Source organism: Phenylobacterium sp., assembly GCF_046291545.1.
GTDB lineage: Bacteria > Pseudomonadota > Alphaproteobacteria > Caulobacterales > Caulobacteraceae > Phenylobacterium.
On the sequence record NZ_JBKBSM010000001.1, the window covers coordinates 824253 to 840217 of the forward strand.

The window sequence follows — 15965 nt, forward strand, 5'->3', positions numbered from 1 at the left end:
GGCCGCGACGCGGTGCATGTTCTCCACCATGGCACAACGCAAGACCTTGCTCATCGTCGATGACGACGAAGACCTGCGCGGCGCGCTTGCCGAGCAGATCCAGCTTCAGGACGAATTCAGCGCCGTCGAAGCCTCAACGGCCGAGGAGGGCGTCCGCATGGCCAAGGAGGCTCGCCCGGATCTGATCCTGCTGGACGTGGACCTGCCGGACATGAATGGCCGCGAGGCCTGCCGGCGCATGCGCCAGGGCGGGGTGGCGGCGCCGATCATCATGTTGACCGCCGCCGACACCGACCGCGACACCATCGAGGGTCTGGAGGCCGGGGCCAACGACTACGTCACCAAGCCGTTCAAGTTCGCCGTCCTGCTCGCCCGCATCCGCGCGCAGCTGCGCAGCGCCGAACATGCCGAGGGTGCGGTCTTTCACCTGGGCGGCTACGAGTTCCGGCCGGCGGCCAAGATGCTGGTGGACGCCAACCAGAAGAAGATCCGGCTGACGGAGAAGGAGACCAACATCCTGAAGTACCTCTATCGGGCCGGCGAGAAGGCGGTTTCCCGAGAGGAGCTTCTGGCCGAGGTCTGGGGCTACAACGCCGGGGTGACGACCCACACCCTGGAGACCCACGTCTACCGCCTGCGCCAGAAGATCGAGCCGGATCCGTCCAACGCCCGACTCCTGCTCACCGAGGCCGGCGGCTACCGGCTGGCGCCGTAGGCGAAGGCCAGGGGCTTGTGCGGCCCCTACGGCGCCCCGTCATAGTGGCCTGCGAAGGCGCCCGCACGAGAGGCGCGAGGGAGGCGGACATGGCGGCATTCCAGGACAAGGCGGCGATCGTCACCGGCGGGGCGTCGGGGATCGGGGCGGCGACCGTGCGCCGACTGTCGGCCGGCGGGGCCAGGGTGCTGATCTGCGATCTGAACGCCGAAGCCGGGGCGGCCCTGGCGGCGGAGACCGGCGCCAGCTTCCGTCAGGTGGATGTCGGCGATCCGACCCAGATCGAGGCCATGGTGGCCGGCGCCGAGGACGCGTTCGGCGGCCTCGACATCCTGATCAACAACGCCGGCGTCGGCAGTTTCGGCGAGACGCCGGACCTCGCCCCTGAGACCTGGCGCCAGGTGATGGCCATCGATCTGGATGCGGTCTTCCACGCCTGCCGTCTGGCGATCCCCCTGATGCGGCGCGGCGGCGGCGGGGCGATCGTCAACACCGCCTCGATATCGGGCCTCTTCGGCGACTACGGCTTCGCCGCCTACAACGCCGCCAAGGCCGGCGTGATCAACTACACCCGCACGCTGGCCATCGACCACGCCAAGGACGGCGTCCGGGTCAACGCCCTCTGCCCCGGTCTCATCGACACGCCGCTGACGGCCGGGCTGAAGACAATTCAGGGGCTGGAGGCGCACTGGACCGGGCTGATCCCCATGGGCCGGCCAGGGCTGCCCGACGAGATGGCGGCGGTGATCTGCTTCCTCGCCTCGGACGAAGCCTCCTACATGACCGGCTCGATCGTCGTCGCCGACGGCGGGGTGACCGCGCATACGGGCCAGCCGCAGTTCACGCGGATGCTGGGCTAACCGCCGGCGACTGCGCTTAGAACGCCAGGTCGGCGGTGACCGGGGCGTGGTCGCTGGGCCGCTCCCAGGCGCGCACGTCATCGTGGATGCGTGCGGACGCGCCGGCCGCGTGGAAGGCGCCCGCAAGGCCCGGGGTCACCCAGATGTGGTCGAGCCGCAGGCCGCGGTTCGATGCGCGGAAGTCGGCCGCCCGGTAGCTCCACCAGGAGAACAGCCGCTCCGGCTCGGGGCGCGTCTCACGGGCCAAGTCCAGGAAACCCAGGGAGGCCTTCAACGCCTCCATCGCCGCCACCTCGACGGGCGTGTGGCTGACGATCTTGGACATGTGCCGATGGCTCCAGACGTCATGCTCGCCGGGGGCCACGTTCAGATCGCCGACGATCGCCAGCGGCGCCTTCGGGTCGCGGCGGGTCATCTCCACCGTGAGCTTCTCGAAGAAGTCGAGCTTGTGGTCGAACTTGGGATTGAGCGTCCGGTCCGGAACGTCGCCGCCGGCGGGGACGTAGAAGTTCTGGATCTCGACGCCGGCCACCTTGGCCGAGACGCAGCGGGCGTGGCCCTCGCGGCAGACCGCCAGGGTCGGCGCATCCTCGATCGGCAGGCGCGAGGCGATGGCCACCCCGTGCCAGCCCTTCTGGCCGCTGATCCGCAGGTGCGGCAGGCCGACCGCCTCGAAGGCCCCCCGCGGGAACTCGTCCTCGCGGCACTTGATCTCCTGCAGGCACAGGACGTCAGGCGCCTGCTCGGCGACGAAGCGCGCCACCTGCTCGGCGCGCAGGCGGACGGAATTGACGTTCCAGGTGCAGAGGCGAAGGCGCATGGCTGTCTTCTAGAGGGCCGCCGCGCCGGGCGGGAGGGGCGGCCAAGAAAAAACGCCCGGGCACTGGAGAAGCCCGGGCGTAAAGGTTGTCTCTCATGCCGCCGCCGGGAGGGGATAGGTTCCGGCACGGGGTCCGCCGGCGCAACGTCGTCGCGCCAACGGCATGCGTGTCATTAATGCCACGGACGGCCGAAAAGTCAAGGACAAAATCTCTTAACGCTTGCCTGTTGTGAGATTGTCACATCCGAGCGCGTCCGGGGCTCTTCGGCCGCGGGTCCTCCAGCACGAAGAGGGAGGAGGCGAGGCCGGACGTCCGCTCCAGCCGCGTGAGGCGTATGCGGGTGGACTGGCCCTGGGCGTCGGTCACGGTCCAACCGGCGAGCCGCAGGGGGCTGTCGGTGAAGCTGAGGGTGATCTGGCCCTCCGCCTGCTTCTTGCCGTCGCGGGCGGTGATGGAGAAGCCGTCGGACAGGCGGGTGACGCGGCTGATCACCACGCCGCGATCCAGGCGGATCTGCCGCGCCAGGAACAGCGAGAGCGGCGTCGCCATCAGGGGATAGCTGTCGAAGGTCTTCAGCCTGGAGTTGGCGATCGACACCCGGCCGCCATCCGAAACCACCAGCAGGCCGACGGGCGGGTCATAGGCGAAGCGCGCCTTGCCGGGGCGCTTGATGTAGACGTCGCCCTCGGTGACCGCCCCGCGGGCGTCGGTCTGGACGAAGCGGCCCTTGGCTTCGTCGAGGTTCTCGAGGTAGGCGACCGCGCGGTTTACGAGCGCCTGGTCCGCCGCCGACAGGCCGCCGGCGCCCTGCGCCAGGGCCGAGGCGGGCGCGGCGGCGAGCGCCAGGGCCAGCGTGCGGCGCGTCAATGAAGTCATGAGCTTGGGCTCCTTTCGGTGACCAGCACTACGCCAGGGACGCGGCGTCAATAGGGCGTAGGAACGACGGCGGAGCCGGCCCGTTCCCGCGCACGGTCGCGCGCGGCTGAAGCGGCTGAAACAGAACGTCGCTGAAGTTGAGTTTGTTGCGATGCAACCGAGGGCTATGGGGGCGGCATGCAACTCGCTCCCAACCCCGTCGCGGATCCGCTGATCCACCCCACCGCCGTCATCGCCCCTGGCGCCGTGATCGGCGAGGGCACGCGCATCGGCCCCTACGCCGTGATCGGCGCCGGCGTGCGGCTGGGCCGCGACAACGAGGTTGGTCCCCATGTGGTGATCGACGGCGAGACTGTGATCGGCGACCGCAATCGCTTCCATCAGGCGTGCTCGATCGGAGCCGCCCCGCAGCACGACGCCTGGCGCGGCGGACCGGCGCCCCTGGCCATGGGCGACGACAATGTCGTGCGCGAATTCGCCACCGTGCACGGCGGCGTCCTGGCGCCCACCCGGGTCGGTTCGCGCAACCTGATCATGACTGGCGCGCATGTGGCTCACGACTGCCTGGTCGGCGATAACGTGCACATGGCCAATGCGGCGACCCTCGCCGGGCATGTGATCGTGGGCGACCATGCCTGGATCAGCGGGCTGTGCGCCGTCCACCAGCACAGCCGCATCGGCGCCTACGCCTTCGTCGCCGGCGGCGCGATCGTCACCCAGGACGTGCCGCCCTTCTGCCTGGTGCAGGGCGATCGCGCGCGGCTGGTGTCGCTGAACACGGTGGGGCTCAAGCGGGCGGGTTTCGCCTCGCGCGACCTGATGGCCCTGCGCCGCGCGTTCCGTGCGCTGTTCGCGGCGACCTCGCCGCTGGCCGAGCGGATCGCGGCGGTCGACGCCGAGGCGGGCGAAGCCGGCCCCGTGCGGGAACTGGTGGATTTCCTGAAGGCCGAAGGCCGCGGCGCGCTCACCAACCTGAGGCGGCGGGCCTCTCGCGCGGCCGCTTGAGATTTTCGCCGACGGACCGTTGAATTCCCCACCGTCAGGACCCGCACAAAGGTCCGGCGCGCCGGGAGGACGACATGGCCGAGGAACGCACCGGCGGGGCCGCCGGCGAGATCATCCTTCACCACTACGACACCTCGCCCTTTTCCGAGAAGGTGCGGCTGCTGCTCGGGCTGAAGGGCCTGGCGTGGCGTTCGGTGGTCACGCCGAACATCATGCCCAAGCCCGAGCTGACGCCCCTGACCGGCGGCTATCGGCGCGCGCCGGTGATGCAGATCGGTGCGGACATCTACTGCGACAGCCAGGTCATCCTGGCCGAGATCGAAGCGCGCGCGCCCGGTCCGCGCGCGGCGTCCGGCGGAGCCTGGGCGCTGAACCTGTGGGCTGACCGGCTGTTCTTCGGCGTCACCGTCCCGGTGATCTTCGGCGAACTCGGCGATGCGGTGGACCCCGCCTTCGTCGCCGACCGGGAGAAGCTCTCCGGCCGCCCGTTCGACGTGGCGGCGATGAAGGCCGCCGGCGAGCCGATGCGCCAGCAGTGGCGGGCCCAGGCCGCCTGGATCGACGACGCCTTGGAAGGCCGCGACTTCCTGGATGGCGATGCGCCGGGGCTGAGCGACATCAGCGCCTACATGAACGTCTGGTTCCTTGCCGGGGCGGTCCCGAAGACGGCCCGCGAGCTGATGACCGGGCTCGAGCGCCTGCAGGCCTGGGCCGGCCGGGTGCAGGCGATCGGCCACGGCGACCGGCGCGAGATGTCCGGCGCCGAGGCGCTGGAGGTCGCCCGTGCGGCCACGCCGGCCGCGCCGCCGGCGCATGACGTGCACGATCCGCTCGGCGCTGCGCCGGGCGATCCGGTGGTGGTGAGCGCCGACGACTACGGCCGCGACCCGATCGACGGCCGGCTGGTCGCCGCCACCCCGCAGCGCATCGTCATCGCGCGGGACGCCAGCCCGCTCGGCCGGCTCCATGTGCATTTTCCCCGCGCCGGCTACGTCGCGCGCCGGGCGGACCCAGGACCTGAAGGAGACTAGGGATGGAAGAACGGATCAAGGTCGAGGTGAGCAACGGCGTCGCCGACGTGCGGATGGTGCGCGTCGACAAGATGAACGCCCTGGACGACGCCATGTTCAGCGCGCTGGTCGAGACCGGTGAGGCGCTGAAGGCACGCAAGGACGTTCGCTGCGTGGTGCTGTCCGGCGAAGGGCGTGCCTTCTGCGCCGGCCTGGACATGAGCAACTTCGGCAAGATGGCCTCGGGCGAGCGCAAGGGCGGCGGCGGTATTGTCGGTACGCCGCGCACCCCGGGCGGCGCCAACCGCGCCCAGCAGGCCGTCTTCGTCTGGCGCGAGCTGCCGATGCCGGTGATCGGCGCCATCCATGGCGTGGCCTTCGGCGGCGGGTTTCAGCTGGCGATGGGCCCGGAGATCCGCTTCGTCGCGCCCGACGCCAAGCTGGCGATCCTGGAGATCAAGTGGGGCCTGGTGCCGGACATGGCCGGCCTGGTGCTGCTGAAGGGCCTGCTGCGGGACGATCTCGCCCGCGAACTGACCTACACGGGCCGCATCTTCGACGGCGAAGAAGCCTTCAAGCTGGGCCTGGCCACCCGCGTCTGCGCCGATCCCCGCGCCGAGGCGCTCAAGCTGGCCGCGGAGATCGCAAGCAAGAACCCCGACGCGATCCGTGCCGGCAAGCGGCTGTTCAACATGCAGCCCGATTCCGACCAGCGCGCGATCTTCAAGGCCGAGAGCGAAGAGCAGGGCGCCCTGATCGGCTCGCCCAACCAGATCGAGGCCGTGAAAGCCGCCATGGAAAAGCGGCCTGCGGTCTTCGCCGACTAGGTCATGCGCCCGCGGCCCCTTCGCCGCTTGCGCGGTGACGGGGCGCGGCCCGCCGGGGGGCCGGCGGCCTCAGCCCTCTGGCGGGAAAGGCTGGCGGCGGCCGTCGACCTTGATCGGCGCCCCGCGCTTCATGACGAAGGTGGGCCGCTCTAGTTCGGTGACGTCGGCCAGGGGGCTCTTGGCCACGGCGATGATGTCGGCGTCCTTGCCGGGCTCGAGCGTGCCCAGGCGGTCGGCGCGGCCGAGCAGGTCGGCGGCGTTGACCGTGGCGGCCTTGATCGCCTCGTTCGGGCTCATGCCGGCCTCGACCATCAGCGCGAATTCCTGGGCGTTGTCGCCGTGGGCCGACACACCGGTGTCGGTGCCGAAGGCGATCTTCACTCCTGCGGCGATCGCGGCCTTGTGGTTGGCGAAGGCGGCGGCTGCGGCGTCCTCGGCCTTCGGCAGGATGGCGGGCGGCAGCACGCCGCTGCGGGCCTGCGCCAGCGCCGCCCGAGGCGCGAGCATGGTCGGCGTCAGATAGGCGCCGGTCTTCTTGAACAGGGCGATCGAGCCGGCATCGACATAGGTGCCGTGCTCAATGGAATCGACACCGGCCTGCAGCGCCGCATCAATGCCGGCCTTGCCGTGGGCGTGGACGGCGACCTTGCGGCCGAGTTCGTGGGCGGTCTCCACGATCGCGCTCATTTCCGCGTCGGTCATGTGCCGGCCAAGGCCGCCGGAGACGTTGGAGAGCACGCCGCCGGTCGCGGCGAACTTGATCACCTCGGCGCCGGCGCCGATCTGGGCGCGCACCGCACGGCGGCAGTCGTCCGGTCCGTCGCACAGGTTGGTGGCCCGCTCGGCGGCTGCCCGGGCCGCGTCCCGGTTGACGCCGTTGGTGGAGTCGCCGTGGCCGCCGGTGATCGACACCATCCGCGCCGCTGGAACGACGGTGGGGCCAGGGATCGTCCCGGCGTTGATGGCGTCGCGCAGCGAGGTGATCGAGCGCGCCTCCGATCCCAGGTCGCGCACCGTGGTGAAGCCGGCCTCCAGGGTGCGGCGCGCGTTGTCGACGGCGATCAGCAGGTTGTCCTCGATGTCGCGGTTGATCTCCTCCATCCGCTCACGGGCCTTGTCGTCGTCGGAGAAGAGATGGACGTGCATGTCGATCAGTCCCGGCAGGACGAACTGGTCCTTCAGGTCGATCAGGCTGGCGCCCTGGGGCGGGGCGGCGAATCCGGATTCCACCGCCTCGATCCTGCCGTTGCGGACGATCAGGGTGGACGGGCCGCGGGGCGCCTGCCCTGGTCGGTCGAGCAGCGCTCCGGCATGGATGTAGGTCGCCGGCTGCTCGACGGCCGGCTGGGCCGCGGCGGCGGCGGCGAAGAGCGACAAAGACGCGGCGACGCCGCCCAGGATCCGCATGGAGCCCCCTCCCGAAATCGAAGCGGGCACTGTAGCGGCGCGGCCGGGCGCGTCCAGCGCGCCGCTGGCTCTGGCTTCGGCGCGGCGGGCGGATTAGGTGTGCGCCCATGACCGCCCAGACCTCGATCGCCGGCGTCCGCATCGCCCCCGTGCAAGGCCCCCTGCGGGGCGCCGCCGCGCCGCCAGGCTCCAAGTCGATCACGAACCGGGCGCTGCTGCTGGCGGCGCTGGCCAAGGGCCGCAGCCGGCTGACCGGAGCGCTGAAGAGCGACGACACCGCCCGCATGGCTCAGGCGCTCCGGGCCATGGGCGTCGTGGTCGAGGAGCCGGACGCGACCACGTTCGTCGTGCAGGCCAGCGGCGCCCTGTCGCCCCCGGCCGGGCCGCTGTTCCTGGGCAATGCGGGCACGGCGATGCGCTTCCTGACGGCCGCCGTCGCCCTGGTCGACGGGACCGTGGTGCTGGACGGCGACGCCTATATGCGCGAGCGGCCGATCGGCGCCCTCGTCGAGGCCCTGGCCATGCTGGGCGTGAAGGGCGAAAGCACGAACGGCCGCCCGCCAGTGACCATCCACGGACGGGGCGGATTTTCCGGCGACCGCGTCGAGATCGACGCCTCCCTGACCAGCCAGTACGTCTCGGCGCTTCTGATGCTGGCGGCCTGCGGCGCCGGGCCGGTGGACGTGGCGCTGAAGAACGTCGACATCGGCGCGCGCGGCTATGTGGACCTGACGACGGCCGCCATGGCGCGGTTCGGGGCGAAGGTGCGGGCGCTGGGGAACGGCGGCGTCTGGCGCGTCGAGCCCACCGGCTACGCCGCGGCCGATCTGGCCATCGAGCCCGACGCTTCGGCCGCGACCTATCTGTGGGCCGCCGAGGCGCTGACGGGCGGGTCCATCGACCTCGGCGTCGCGGCCGGCGACTTCACCCAGCCGGACGCGGCCGCGCACGCGCTCATCGCGTCCTTCCCGCGCATGCCCTCGCTGATCGACGGCTCGCAGATGCAGGACGCCGTGCCGACCCTGGCGGTCCTGGCGGCGTTCAACTCAACGCCGGTGCGCTTCACGGGCATCGCCAACCTGCGGGTCAAGGAGTGCGACCGGATCTCGGCGCTCAGCGCCGGGCTGAACGCCGTCCGCCCCGGCCTGGCGCGGGAGGAGGGCGACGAGCTGGTGGTCGAGGCCGATCCTTCGCTGGCGGGCCAGACGCGGCCCTGCCGGATCGACGTGCACGGCGACCACCGCATCGCCATGTCCTTCGCCCTCGCCGGCCTGAAGGTCGGCGGGATCGTCGTCGAGAACCCCGCCTGCACGGCCAAGACCTGGCCCGGCTACTGGGACGCCCTGGCCGGCCTGGGCGTGGCGATGGAGTTCGGCGTCTGATGAGCCGCTACTGGAGCGCCCTGGCGCACGGCCTGGAGCCCTACACGCCCGGCGAGCAGCCGCGGATCGAGGGCCTGGTCAAGCTCAACACCAACGAGAGCCCGTTCGGCCCATCGCCGCGGGCGCTGGCGGCCATCCGCGCCGCCGCGGACGACGCCCTTCGGCTCTATCCCGACCCGCAGGCCGGCGCGCTGCGCGAGGCGCTGGGGGCCTATCACGGCGTGACGGCCGACGAGGTGTTCGTCGGCAACGGGTCCGACGAGGTGCTGGCGCACGCCTTCGCCGGCCTCCTGAAGCACGAGGCGCCGCTGCTGTTCCCGGACGTGACCTACAGCTTCTATCCGGTCTGGGCCCAGCTGTTCGACGTCGCCTGGGCCGCCGTGCCGCTGGACGAGGCCATGGGCGTGCGCCTGGCCGACTACCGCCGTCCGGCGGGCGCGATCATCCTGGCCAATCCCAACGCGCCGACCGGCGTGGCGCTGTCGCGCGCCGAGATCGCAAGCCTGCTGGCCGAGCATCCCGACATTCCGGTGGTGATCGACGAGGCCTATGTCGACTTCGGCGGCGAGACGGCGATCCCGCTGGTCGCCGAACACCCGAACCTGCTGGTCGTGCGCACGATGTCCAAGTCGCGGGGCCTGGCCGGCCTGCGGGTCGGCTATGCGATCGGCGACAAGGCCCTGATCGAGGGCCTGACCCGGGTGAAGGACAGCTTCAACTCCTATCCCCTGGGCCGGCCGGCGCAGGCGGGCGCGCTGGCCTCGGTCGAGGACGAGGCGTTCTTCCGGGAAACCTGCGCGGCGGTGATCGCCGGGCGCGAGCGGATGCGCGCCGGGCTGGAGACGCTGGGCTTTGCGGTCCTGCCCTCTGCGGCCAACTTCGTCTTCGCGCGCCACCCGGCGCACGACGGGGCGGCCCTGGCCGCGGCGCTCCGCGAGCGTGCGGTGCTCGTGCGCCGCTTCAACGCTCCCCGCATCGCCGACTTCCTGCGCATCACCGTGGGAACCGACGCCCAGACCGACCGCCTGCTGGCGGCGCTCGCTGAGATTCTGGGCCCAGCGAACTAGCTGCTGGGCGAGCGCCTCGGGCGGCCCCAGGCCAGCCTTGTGCGTGTGGTGAACTCGACGATCCCGTTCACCGCGTGCGGCTCCAGGACGGCGCGCAGATCGGCGTCAAAGGCTTCGGCCAGGCCCCCCATCTTGGCCCGCGTCCAGCCAACGGACGACGACCGCCTGGTGGTCGGCGAGCCAGGGCGCGTCCGCCGGGCCGTCGCCGTCGACCGCCGCAATGATCCCGTCGGGCGCCAGGGCGTCGGCGAGCTTCGGGAACAGGACGGCGTGCGTCATCCAGTGCAGGCTCGCGTGCAGGGCGTCCGGATAGGGCGTGCGACTGAGGTAGCAGCGCGCGACCTCGGCGTCGGCGAACTTGGCGCCGGTGTTCTGCAATGTCGCGTCGTCGGCCATTTTCGCCCGCCTTAGAACCCCAGCGCCCCGACGCTGTCACGAAGCGGGCTGAGGCGCCAGGCAGGCCAAAGCTGCTGGACGGTCCGCCGGCGTTCGGCCCGGAAGGCGGGCAGGGCGACGTCGCGCCCGGCGCGGTAGCGGTTGTCGTCGGCGCAGGTGACGAGCACCGGTGGGCCGCCGAACTGATCGAGCGTCAGGTCGACAAGCCATCCGCCGCATTCCACCCAGGCGTGCCCCCGCCATTCGACGCCGTCGAAGAACCCGCAGACGGCGTCCTCCCGTGGAGCACCGCTGCGCCAGCGGGCGTCAAGGTGGAGGTCGCGCCGCAGCACTTGGGCGAGGAACAGGCTGGAGCGGCCGCACACGCCGGCGGACGGGATCGCCGGGGCCTCGCCGCGCAGGGCGTGCCACGCCCTCCAGTGCGGTTCGAGGAAGCTGCGTATCGCGGCGCCGGTCAGTTGGAGCGTATGGTCCATGCTCCAGCTTCCCGCGAACGACCGACAAAACCGTGACGGCGGCCCCTACGGCGGCGGCCGCGCCAGGATTTCGCGCTTGCCGGCGTGGTTGGCGGGGCTGACCACGCCTTCCTGCTCCATGCGCTCGATCAGCGAGGCGGCGCGGTTGTAGCCGATCTGCAGGCGGCGCTGGACGTAGCTGGTGGAGGCCTTGCCGTCGCGGGTGACGATGGCGACCGCCTGATCGTAGAGGTCGTTGGCCCCCTCGCCGCCGCCGCCGAAGCCGAGGTCGCCCTCCTCGCCCTCCTCGTCGCCCCCGGCGGTGATCTCCTCGAGGTACTGCGGCTGGCCCTGGTCGCGCAGGAAGCGGGCGACGGCCTCGACCTCCTGGTCGGAGACGAAGGGCCCGTGCAGGCGGGTGATGCGCCCGCCGCCGGCCATGTAGAGCATGTCCCCCTGGCCCAGCAGCTGCTCGGCGCCCTGTTCGCCCAGGATGGTGCGGGAATCGATCTTGGAGGTGACCTGGAAGGAGATCCGGGTCGGGAAGTTGGCCTTGATGGTGCCGGTGATCACGTCGACCGACGGGCGCTGGGTGGCCATCACCAGATGGATGCCGGCGGCCCGCGCCATCTGGGCCAGGCGCTGCACGGCGCCTTCCACGTCCTTGCCGGCGACCAGCATCAGGTCGGCCACTTCGTCGATCACCACCACCAGGTAGGGCATCGGCTTGGGATCGATCCGCTCGCTCTCGTAGACCGGACGGCCGTTGTCGTCGAAGCCGGTCTGGACCGTCCGCTCGAAGTGCTCGCCCTTGGCCGCGGCCTCCTTGGCGCGCTCGTTGTAGGAGGCGACGTTGCGGACGCCGATCTTGGACATCAGGCGGTAGCGGTCCTCCATCTCACGCACAGTCCACTTCAGCGCCACGATGGCCTTCTTGGGATCGGTCACGACCGGCGCCAGCAGGTGCGGGATGCCGTCGTAGACGGAAAGCTCCAGCATCTTCGGGTCGATCATGATGAACCGGCACTGCTCGGGCGGCAGGCGGTAGAGGATCGACAGGATCATGGCGTTGACGCCCACCGACTTGCCCGAGCCGGTGGTCCCGGCGATCAAGAGGTGGGGCATCTTGGACAGGTCGGCGATGTAGGGCTCGCCGCCGATGTTCTCGCCCAGGGCCATGGGCAGGGCCTGGGTGGACTTCTCGTATTCCGGGCTGGCCAGCAGGTCGCGCAGGTAGACGGTCTCGCGGCGGGCGTTGGGCAGCTCGATGCCGATGGCGTTGCGGCCCGAGACCACGCTGACGCGACAGGCCGCCACGCTCATCGAACGGGCGATGTCGTCCGCCAGGGCGACGACGCGGGCGGATTTCACGCCGGCGGCCGGCACCAGTTCGTAGAGCGTGACCACGGGACCGGGACGGATCTGGTCGATGCGCCCCTTCACCCCGAACTCGGCCAGCACGCTTTCCAGGAGCTGGGCGTTCTGGCGCAGGGCGCCTTCGTCGAACTGGCTGGCCCGGGGCTTCGGCTTGGCCAGCATGGCGAGCTCGGGCAGGGCGAAGCCGGTCGGCTTGACGAACTCGAAGGCGCCTTGGGCCTCCCGCGCCTCGCGGCCGGATTCCTTGGGCGTGGGCTTGGGCGCCTTGATCGCCAGGGGCGCGGCCGGCGCGGCGACCTGGGGGACGGCGTCTTCTGCGTCGGGTTCGTCCGCCGCGGGCGGAGCGGCGGCGCGCTCGGCGCGTCGGGTGCGGACGCGCTTCGGGCCGGCTTCGACGGCGGCGGCCGGGGCGGCCGGGCGGCGTTCCAGCGCGTGGGCCAGCCACTCGGCGATGGCGGCCATGTCGGGCCGGCGCATGCCCAGCGCATAGGCCAGGCCCGCGGCGGCGGCGGCGGCCAGCAGCAAGGCGGCGATCACGCCGGACAGTGGAATGCGAGCGAAGGCGAAGAGGCCGGCCAGGGCGTGCAGCAGCCCGTCGCCCCAGAAGCCTCCGAGGCCCTTGGCCAACGGCCAGGCGGCGGGCGGGGCGGGGGCGGCCAGGACGCCGGCCAAGGCGAGCACGCCGCCGACCCCGGCGAGGGCGCGCAGGCGCAGCGGCGTGCGGGTCTCGTCCGGGTGGGCGCAGGTGACGCGGGCCAGGCCGAAGACCACCATCATCAGGGCCGCGACGCCGGCCCCGAGGCCCAGCGACTGCACGCCGATGTCGGCGGCCACGGCGCCCGGTCCGCCGAGGGCGTTGGTGGGATCGAGAACGCTGGCCGCGTTCAGGCTCGGGTCCGCGGCGTTGTAGGTGGCGAAGGCGACCGCCAGGGCCACGCCGGCGACGGCGACGACCCCGCCGCGCAGGCGGGCGGTGTTGGGGTGCGACCAGGCCAGGCCGGCGATATGCAACCCAAGCTCCAGCCCCGTCTTCCGCGCGACGCGCGCCATGCACCCCTCCGATCTTGAAGGGTCATCTTCTGGCTCAAGAGGGTTAAGCAGCATTTACCCCGAAGGGCCCGCCCGCGCCCGGCGCCGGGACGAAGCGCCGCGTGAGGCGAAAGGGCCACGCCACGTGCGCGATGCGCCCTCCCCTTCGACGCAAAATCCTTCTAGATTCGTGCGCATGTGGACCATGCCCCTGCGCGCTCTCCAGGTCGTCGCGGCCCTGATTCTGGGCTGCGCCGTCCTTGGCTTCTACCTGGGCTTCACCGGCGCCCCCGGCCGCGCCCGGCTGCCCGGGGAGGCCGCCGACGGAAGTTCCGCCGCGCCCCTGACGGCCACCGATGCGCGGCCGATCTTCGAGACGCTCGAGCCCCCGCCGCCGGAGCCGGAGAAGGCGGAAGAGGAAAAGCCCGCCGAGGTCGCCGAGGCGCCGCCCGAAAAGCTTGAGGTGGAGGTGCCGCCGTTGGCCGTGCCGCCGCCCAAGGCCCCCGAGCCGGCCCAGCCGCCAGAGGACAAGGTCGGCGACCTGCTCGACGGCGTCACCCCGCCGCCGGTGGACGCGCCGATCTACTGACGCGCGCCGGCGCGCCGCGTCCGCACAGCCGTCGCCCCGTCAGACCTTGCGCGGCGCCAGGCCGTGCCGGGCGAAGTGGGCGAGCATGCGCTTCCAGCCGTCGGCCGCGGCCTCGGCGTCGTAGCTGGCCCGGTAGTCGGCGTGGAAGGCGTGCTGAGCCTCGGGATAGACGACGATCTCGCTGTCGGTCTTTCCGGCCGCCGCCAGGGCGGCCCGCATTGCTTCCACGTCCGGCAGCGGGATGCCGGCGTCCTTGCCGGCGTAGAGCCCCAGCACCGGCGCCTTGAGCTGGTCGACGAGCTGAATCGGCCACTGGCGCTCGGTCTCGCCCATGAATTCGCCCGGCGCCGGCGGCCGGAGGCGGCCGTACCAGGCCACGCCGGCCTTGAAATCGGCGAAGCGCTCGCACGACAGCCAGGTGACGGCGCCGCCCCAGCAGAAGCCGGTGATCCCCATCTTGGCGTGGTCGGCCCACGGCTGGGCGTGGAGGAAGGCCAGGGTCGCGGCCATGTCGCTCTTCACCTGGCCGTCCGAGGTGGCCGAGACGATCTGGCGAACAGCGGCGAAATCGGTGAGCGTGGACGGATCGCCTGCGCGGACGAAGAAGTCGGGGGCGATGGCGGCGTAGCCGAGCTTGGCCAGGCGCCGGCAGATGTCGCGAATGTATTCGTGGACCCCGAAGATCTCGGAGACGACCACGATGGTCGGGAAGGCGCCGGCCACGTCCGGGCGGGCGACATAGGCGGGGATGTCGCGGTCGGCGGCCTTGACCTGCACCGTCCCGGCGACCAGGCCCGAGGCGTCGGTCTTGATCGGCTCGGCCTTCGCCGACAGGGCCGAGACGGCGTAGCCGGCGAACACCGCCGCGCCGAGCGCCCGGCGCGAGAGGTTGAGGTCTTCAGGTTGCGTGCCTTCGGGGCGGGTGAGCGTGACCATGGGCGCCTCTCTTGGGTGGAGGGGCGATGGTGACCACCTCGGCCGCCCGGAGTCAAAGCGCGGCGGCGGCCCGGCGCAGGGTGAGGTTCAGCCGGCCGCCGCCGGGAACCAGGCGCGAGGAACCGGCGATCACCCGGTCGATCCCGTGGTGGGCCAGGCGCGCCGGTCCGCCCAGCAGGCACACGTCGCCCGAAGCGAGCCTCAGGGAGACGGTGGGGTCGGAGCGTTTCAAGCCCCCCAGCCGGAAGACGGCCGTGTCGCCCAGGGATATCGACAGCACCGGAAACGAAAAGTCGGCTTCATCGCGATCCTGATGCAAGCCCATGCGCGCGCCTTCCCGATAGAGATTGACGAGGCAGGCGTCCGGCGGGGCGGCGGCGTCGGCGAGCTCCGCCCACAGGTCCAGGAGCGCTTGGGGGATCGGCGGCCAGGGCTCGCCGGTGAGCGGGTGGCGCGGCGCATAGCGATAGCCCCGGGCGTCGGTGACCCATCCGAGGGGGCCGAGGTTGGTCATCTCCACGCTCATCGGCTTTCCGCCGGGGGTGATCGGTCGGTAGGGCGGCGCCTCGGCCATGGCCGCCAGGACTTGGTCGAGAAGCGCCGCCTGGGCGCCGGGGCCCAGCCGGCCGGGCCAGAGGCGGAAACCTTCGATCGTAGAGCGCGTCATAAGGCCTCATATAGGACGCATGGACCGCCCTTGGCTCACCCCTCGCGGACGCCGCCGGCCGCTGACGGCTGGAGAGGCGGCGCTGTGCGCCGAGGTCTTCGGCGAAGGGCTCGATCCGGTGCGGGTTCGGCTTTGGGCCCAGCCGCTGAACTGGCCCACGCGCGCCTTCGTGGCGGGGCCGAGGCTGGTGGTGTGGCCCTGGCGCGCGGCGCTGGCAGACTTCACTGCGCCGGGGGTGAGGCTCGGCGCCCAGGCCATGTTCGTGCACGAGATGACGCATGTCTGGCAGGCGCAGAACGGCGTCAATCTGCTGCTCGCAAAACTGCGCGCGGGGGACGGGCCCCGGGCCTACGCCTACGACCTGGGATCGGGCCGCGAGTTTGCAGACCTGAACATAGAACAGCAGGCGATGGTGGTGGAGCACGCCTTCGTCGCGAGCCGCGGCGGGACCACGCCGCACGACGCGGCGGCCTATGCGGCGCTGCGCGACGCCTGGCGGCGGGCTTGACGGCCAAGGCCCCTTCAAGTTTAGGGACATTCGCCCTT

General features: G+C 71.6%; 17 protein-coding genes. 9 read left to right on the forward strand and 8 right to left on the reverse strand.

Annotated elements, in window-relative coordinates; genetic code table 11:
* Nucleotides 1–28: 28 nt before the first annotated feature.
* Together ACK4YQ_RS04165 and ACK4YQ_RS04170 are read left to right on the forward strand one after the other, a co-directional pair.
* Complete coding sequence (locus ACK4YQ_RS04165; RefSeq protein ID WP_409609514.1) at nt 29–715, forward strand: response regulator transcription factor; 687 nt, start codon at nt 29–31, stop codon at nt 713–715.
* 89 nt (nt 716–804) lie between these two features.
* Nucleotides 805–1575, forward strand: coding sequence for an SDR family NAD(P)-dependent oxidoreductase (locus ACK4YQ_RS04170; RefSeq protein WP_409608574.1), 771 nt, complete (start codon nt 805–807; stop codon nt 1573–1575).
* 16 nt (nt 1576–1591) lie between these two features.
* Here the strand turns inward: ACK4YQ_RS04170 and ACK4YQ_RS04175 are convergent, their stop codons facing one another.
* Complete coding sequence (locus ACK4YQ_RS04175) at nt 1592–2395, reverse strand: exodeoxyribonuclease III (RefSeq protein WP_409608576.1); 804 nt, start codon at nt 2393–2395, stop codon at nt 1592–1594.
* Between the two features lie 238 nt (nt 2396–2633).
* Nucleotides 2634–3272 carry a LolA family protein gene (locus tag ACK4YQ_RS04180; RefSeq protein ID WP_409608578.1) on the reverse strand — a complete coding sequence of 213 codons (639 nt, stop codon included), beginning with the start codon at nt 3270–3272 and terminating at the stop codon, nt 2634–2636.
* A gap of 177 nt (nt 3273–3449) precedes the next feature.
* Here ACK4YQ_RS04180 and lpxA point away from each other — a divergent pair, with 177 nt between their 5' ends.
* The 3 genes from lpxA to ACK4YQ_RS04195 all read left to right on the forward strand — a co-directional run bounded on the left by lpxA (nt 3450) and on the right by ACK4YQ_RS04195 (nt 6114).
* Nucleotides 3450–4277 (forward strand): acyl-ACP--UDP-N-acetylglucosamine O-acyltransferase, encoded by an 828-nt coding sequence (gene lpxA, locus ACK4YQ_RS04185; RefSeq protein WP_409608580.1) that lies wholly within the window; start codon nt 3450–3452, stop codon nt 4275–4277.
* Nucleotides 4278–4351: 74 nt separating this feature from the next.
* Nucleotides 4352–5308, forward strand: coding sequence for a glutathione S-transferase family protein (locus ACK4YQ_RS04190; protein ID WP_409608582.1), 957 nt, complete (start codon nt 4352–4354; stop codon nt 5306–5308).
* Between the two features lie 2 nt (nt 5309–5310).
* Nucleotides 5311–6114 (forward strand): crotonase/enoyl-CoA hydratase family protein, encoded by an 804-nt coding sequence (locus ACK4YQ_RS04195; RefSeq protein WP_409608584.1) that lies wholly within the window; start codon nt 5311–5313, stop codon nt 6112–6114.
* A gap of 69 nt (nt 6115–6183) precedes the next feature.
* On the opposite strand, the gene ACK4YQ_RS04200 is transcribed toward ACK4YQ_RS04195, so the two are convergent.
* Nucleotides 6184–7521, reverse strand: coding sequence for an amidohydrolase family protein (locus ACK4YQ_RS04200; protein WP_409608586.1), 1338 nt, complete (start codon nt 7519–7521; stop codon nt 6184–6186).
* A 107-nt stretch (nt 7522–7628) separates the two neighbouring features.
* On the opposite strand from ACK4YQ_RS04200, the gene ACK4YQ_RS04205 reads away from it, so the two are divergent.
* A complete protein-coding gene (locus tag ACK4YQ_RS04205; protein ID WP_409608588.1) occupies nt 7629–8903 on the forward strand; it encodes a 3-phosphoshikimate 1-carboxyvinyltransferase in 1275 nt (424 codons plus the stop codon).
* Nucleotides 8903–9970, forward strand: coding sequence for a histidinol-phosphate transaminase (gene hisC / locus ACK4YQ_RS04210; RefSeq protein WP_409608590.1), 1068 nt, complete (start codon nt 8903–8905; stop codon nt 9968–9970). Before ACK4YQ_RS04205 ends, hisC begins: the two co-directional genes overlap by 1 nt.
* Nucleotides 9971–10075: 105 nt before the next feature.
* Here the strand turns inward: hisC and ACK4YQ_RS04215 are convergent, their stop codons facing one another.
* From ACK4YQ_RS04215 to ACK4YQ_RS04225, 3 genes are read right to left on the reverse strand one after another with little or no spacing between them, the layout of a single operon-like run.
* Complete coding sequence (locus tag ACK4YQ_RS04215) at nt 10076–10366, reverse strand: hypothetical protein (protein ID WP_409608592.1); 291 nt, start codon at nt 10364–10366, stop codon at nt 10076–10078.
* Between the two features lie 11 nt (nt 10367–10377).
* Nucleotides 10378–10842, reverse strand: coding sequence for a hypothetical protein (locus tag ACK4YQ_RS04220; RefSeq protein ID WP_409608594.1), 465 nt, complete (start codon nt 10840–10842; stop codon nt 10378–10380).
* 45 nt (nt 10843–10887) lie between these two features.
* Nucleotides 10888–13248 carry a DNA translocase FtsK 4TM domain-containing protein gene (locus tag ACK4YQ_RS04225; RefSeq protein ID WP_409608596.1) on the reverse strand — a complete coding sequence of 787 codons (2361 nt, stop codon included), beginning with the start codon at nt 13246–13248 and terminating at the stop codon, nt 10888–10890.
* A 175-nt stretch (nt 13249–13423) separates the two neighbouring features.
* Between ACK4YQ_RS04225 and ACK4YQ_RS04230 the strand changes: the two genes are divergently transcribed.
* Nucleotides 13424–13816 carry a hypothetical protein gene (locus ACK4YQ_RS04230; protein ID WP_409608598.1) on the forward strand — a complete coding sequence of 131 codons (393 nt, stop codon included), beginning with the start codon at nt 13424–13426 and terminating at the stop codon, nt 13814–13816.
* Between the two features lie 39 nt (nt 13817–13855).
* On the opposite strand, the gene ACK4YQ_RS04235 is transcribed toward ACK4YQ_RS04230, so the two are convergent.
* A complete protein-coding gene (locus tag ACK4YQ_RS04235; protein WP_409608600.1) occupies nt 13856–14752 on the reverse strand; it encodes a dienelactone hydrolase family protein in 897 nt (298 codons plus the stop codon).
* 52 nt (nt 14753–14804) lie between these two features.
* Nucleotides 14805–15419, reverse strand: a complete 615-nt coding sequence (locus ACK4YQ_RS04240; protein ID WP_409608602.1) for an alpha-ketoglutarate-dependent dioxygenase AlkB — start codon at nt 15417–15419, stop codon at nt 14805–14807.
* 19 nt (nt 15420–15438) lie between these two features.
* Between ACK4YQ_RS04240 and ACK4YQ_RS04245 the strand changes: the two genes are divergently transcribed.
* The gene (locus ACK4YQ_RS04245) at nt 15439–15927 is read left to right on the forward strand and encodes a hypothetical protein (protein ID WP_409608604.1); all 489 of its coding nucleotides are present in this window, start codon (nt 15439–15441) and stop codon (nt 15925–15927) included.
* The last annotated feature ends 38 nt before the right edge of the window (nt 15928–15965 follow it).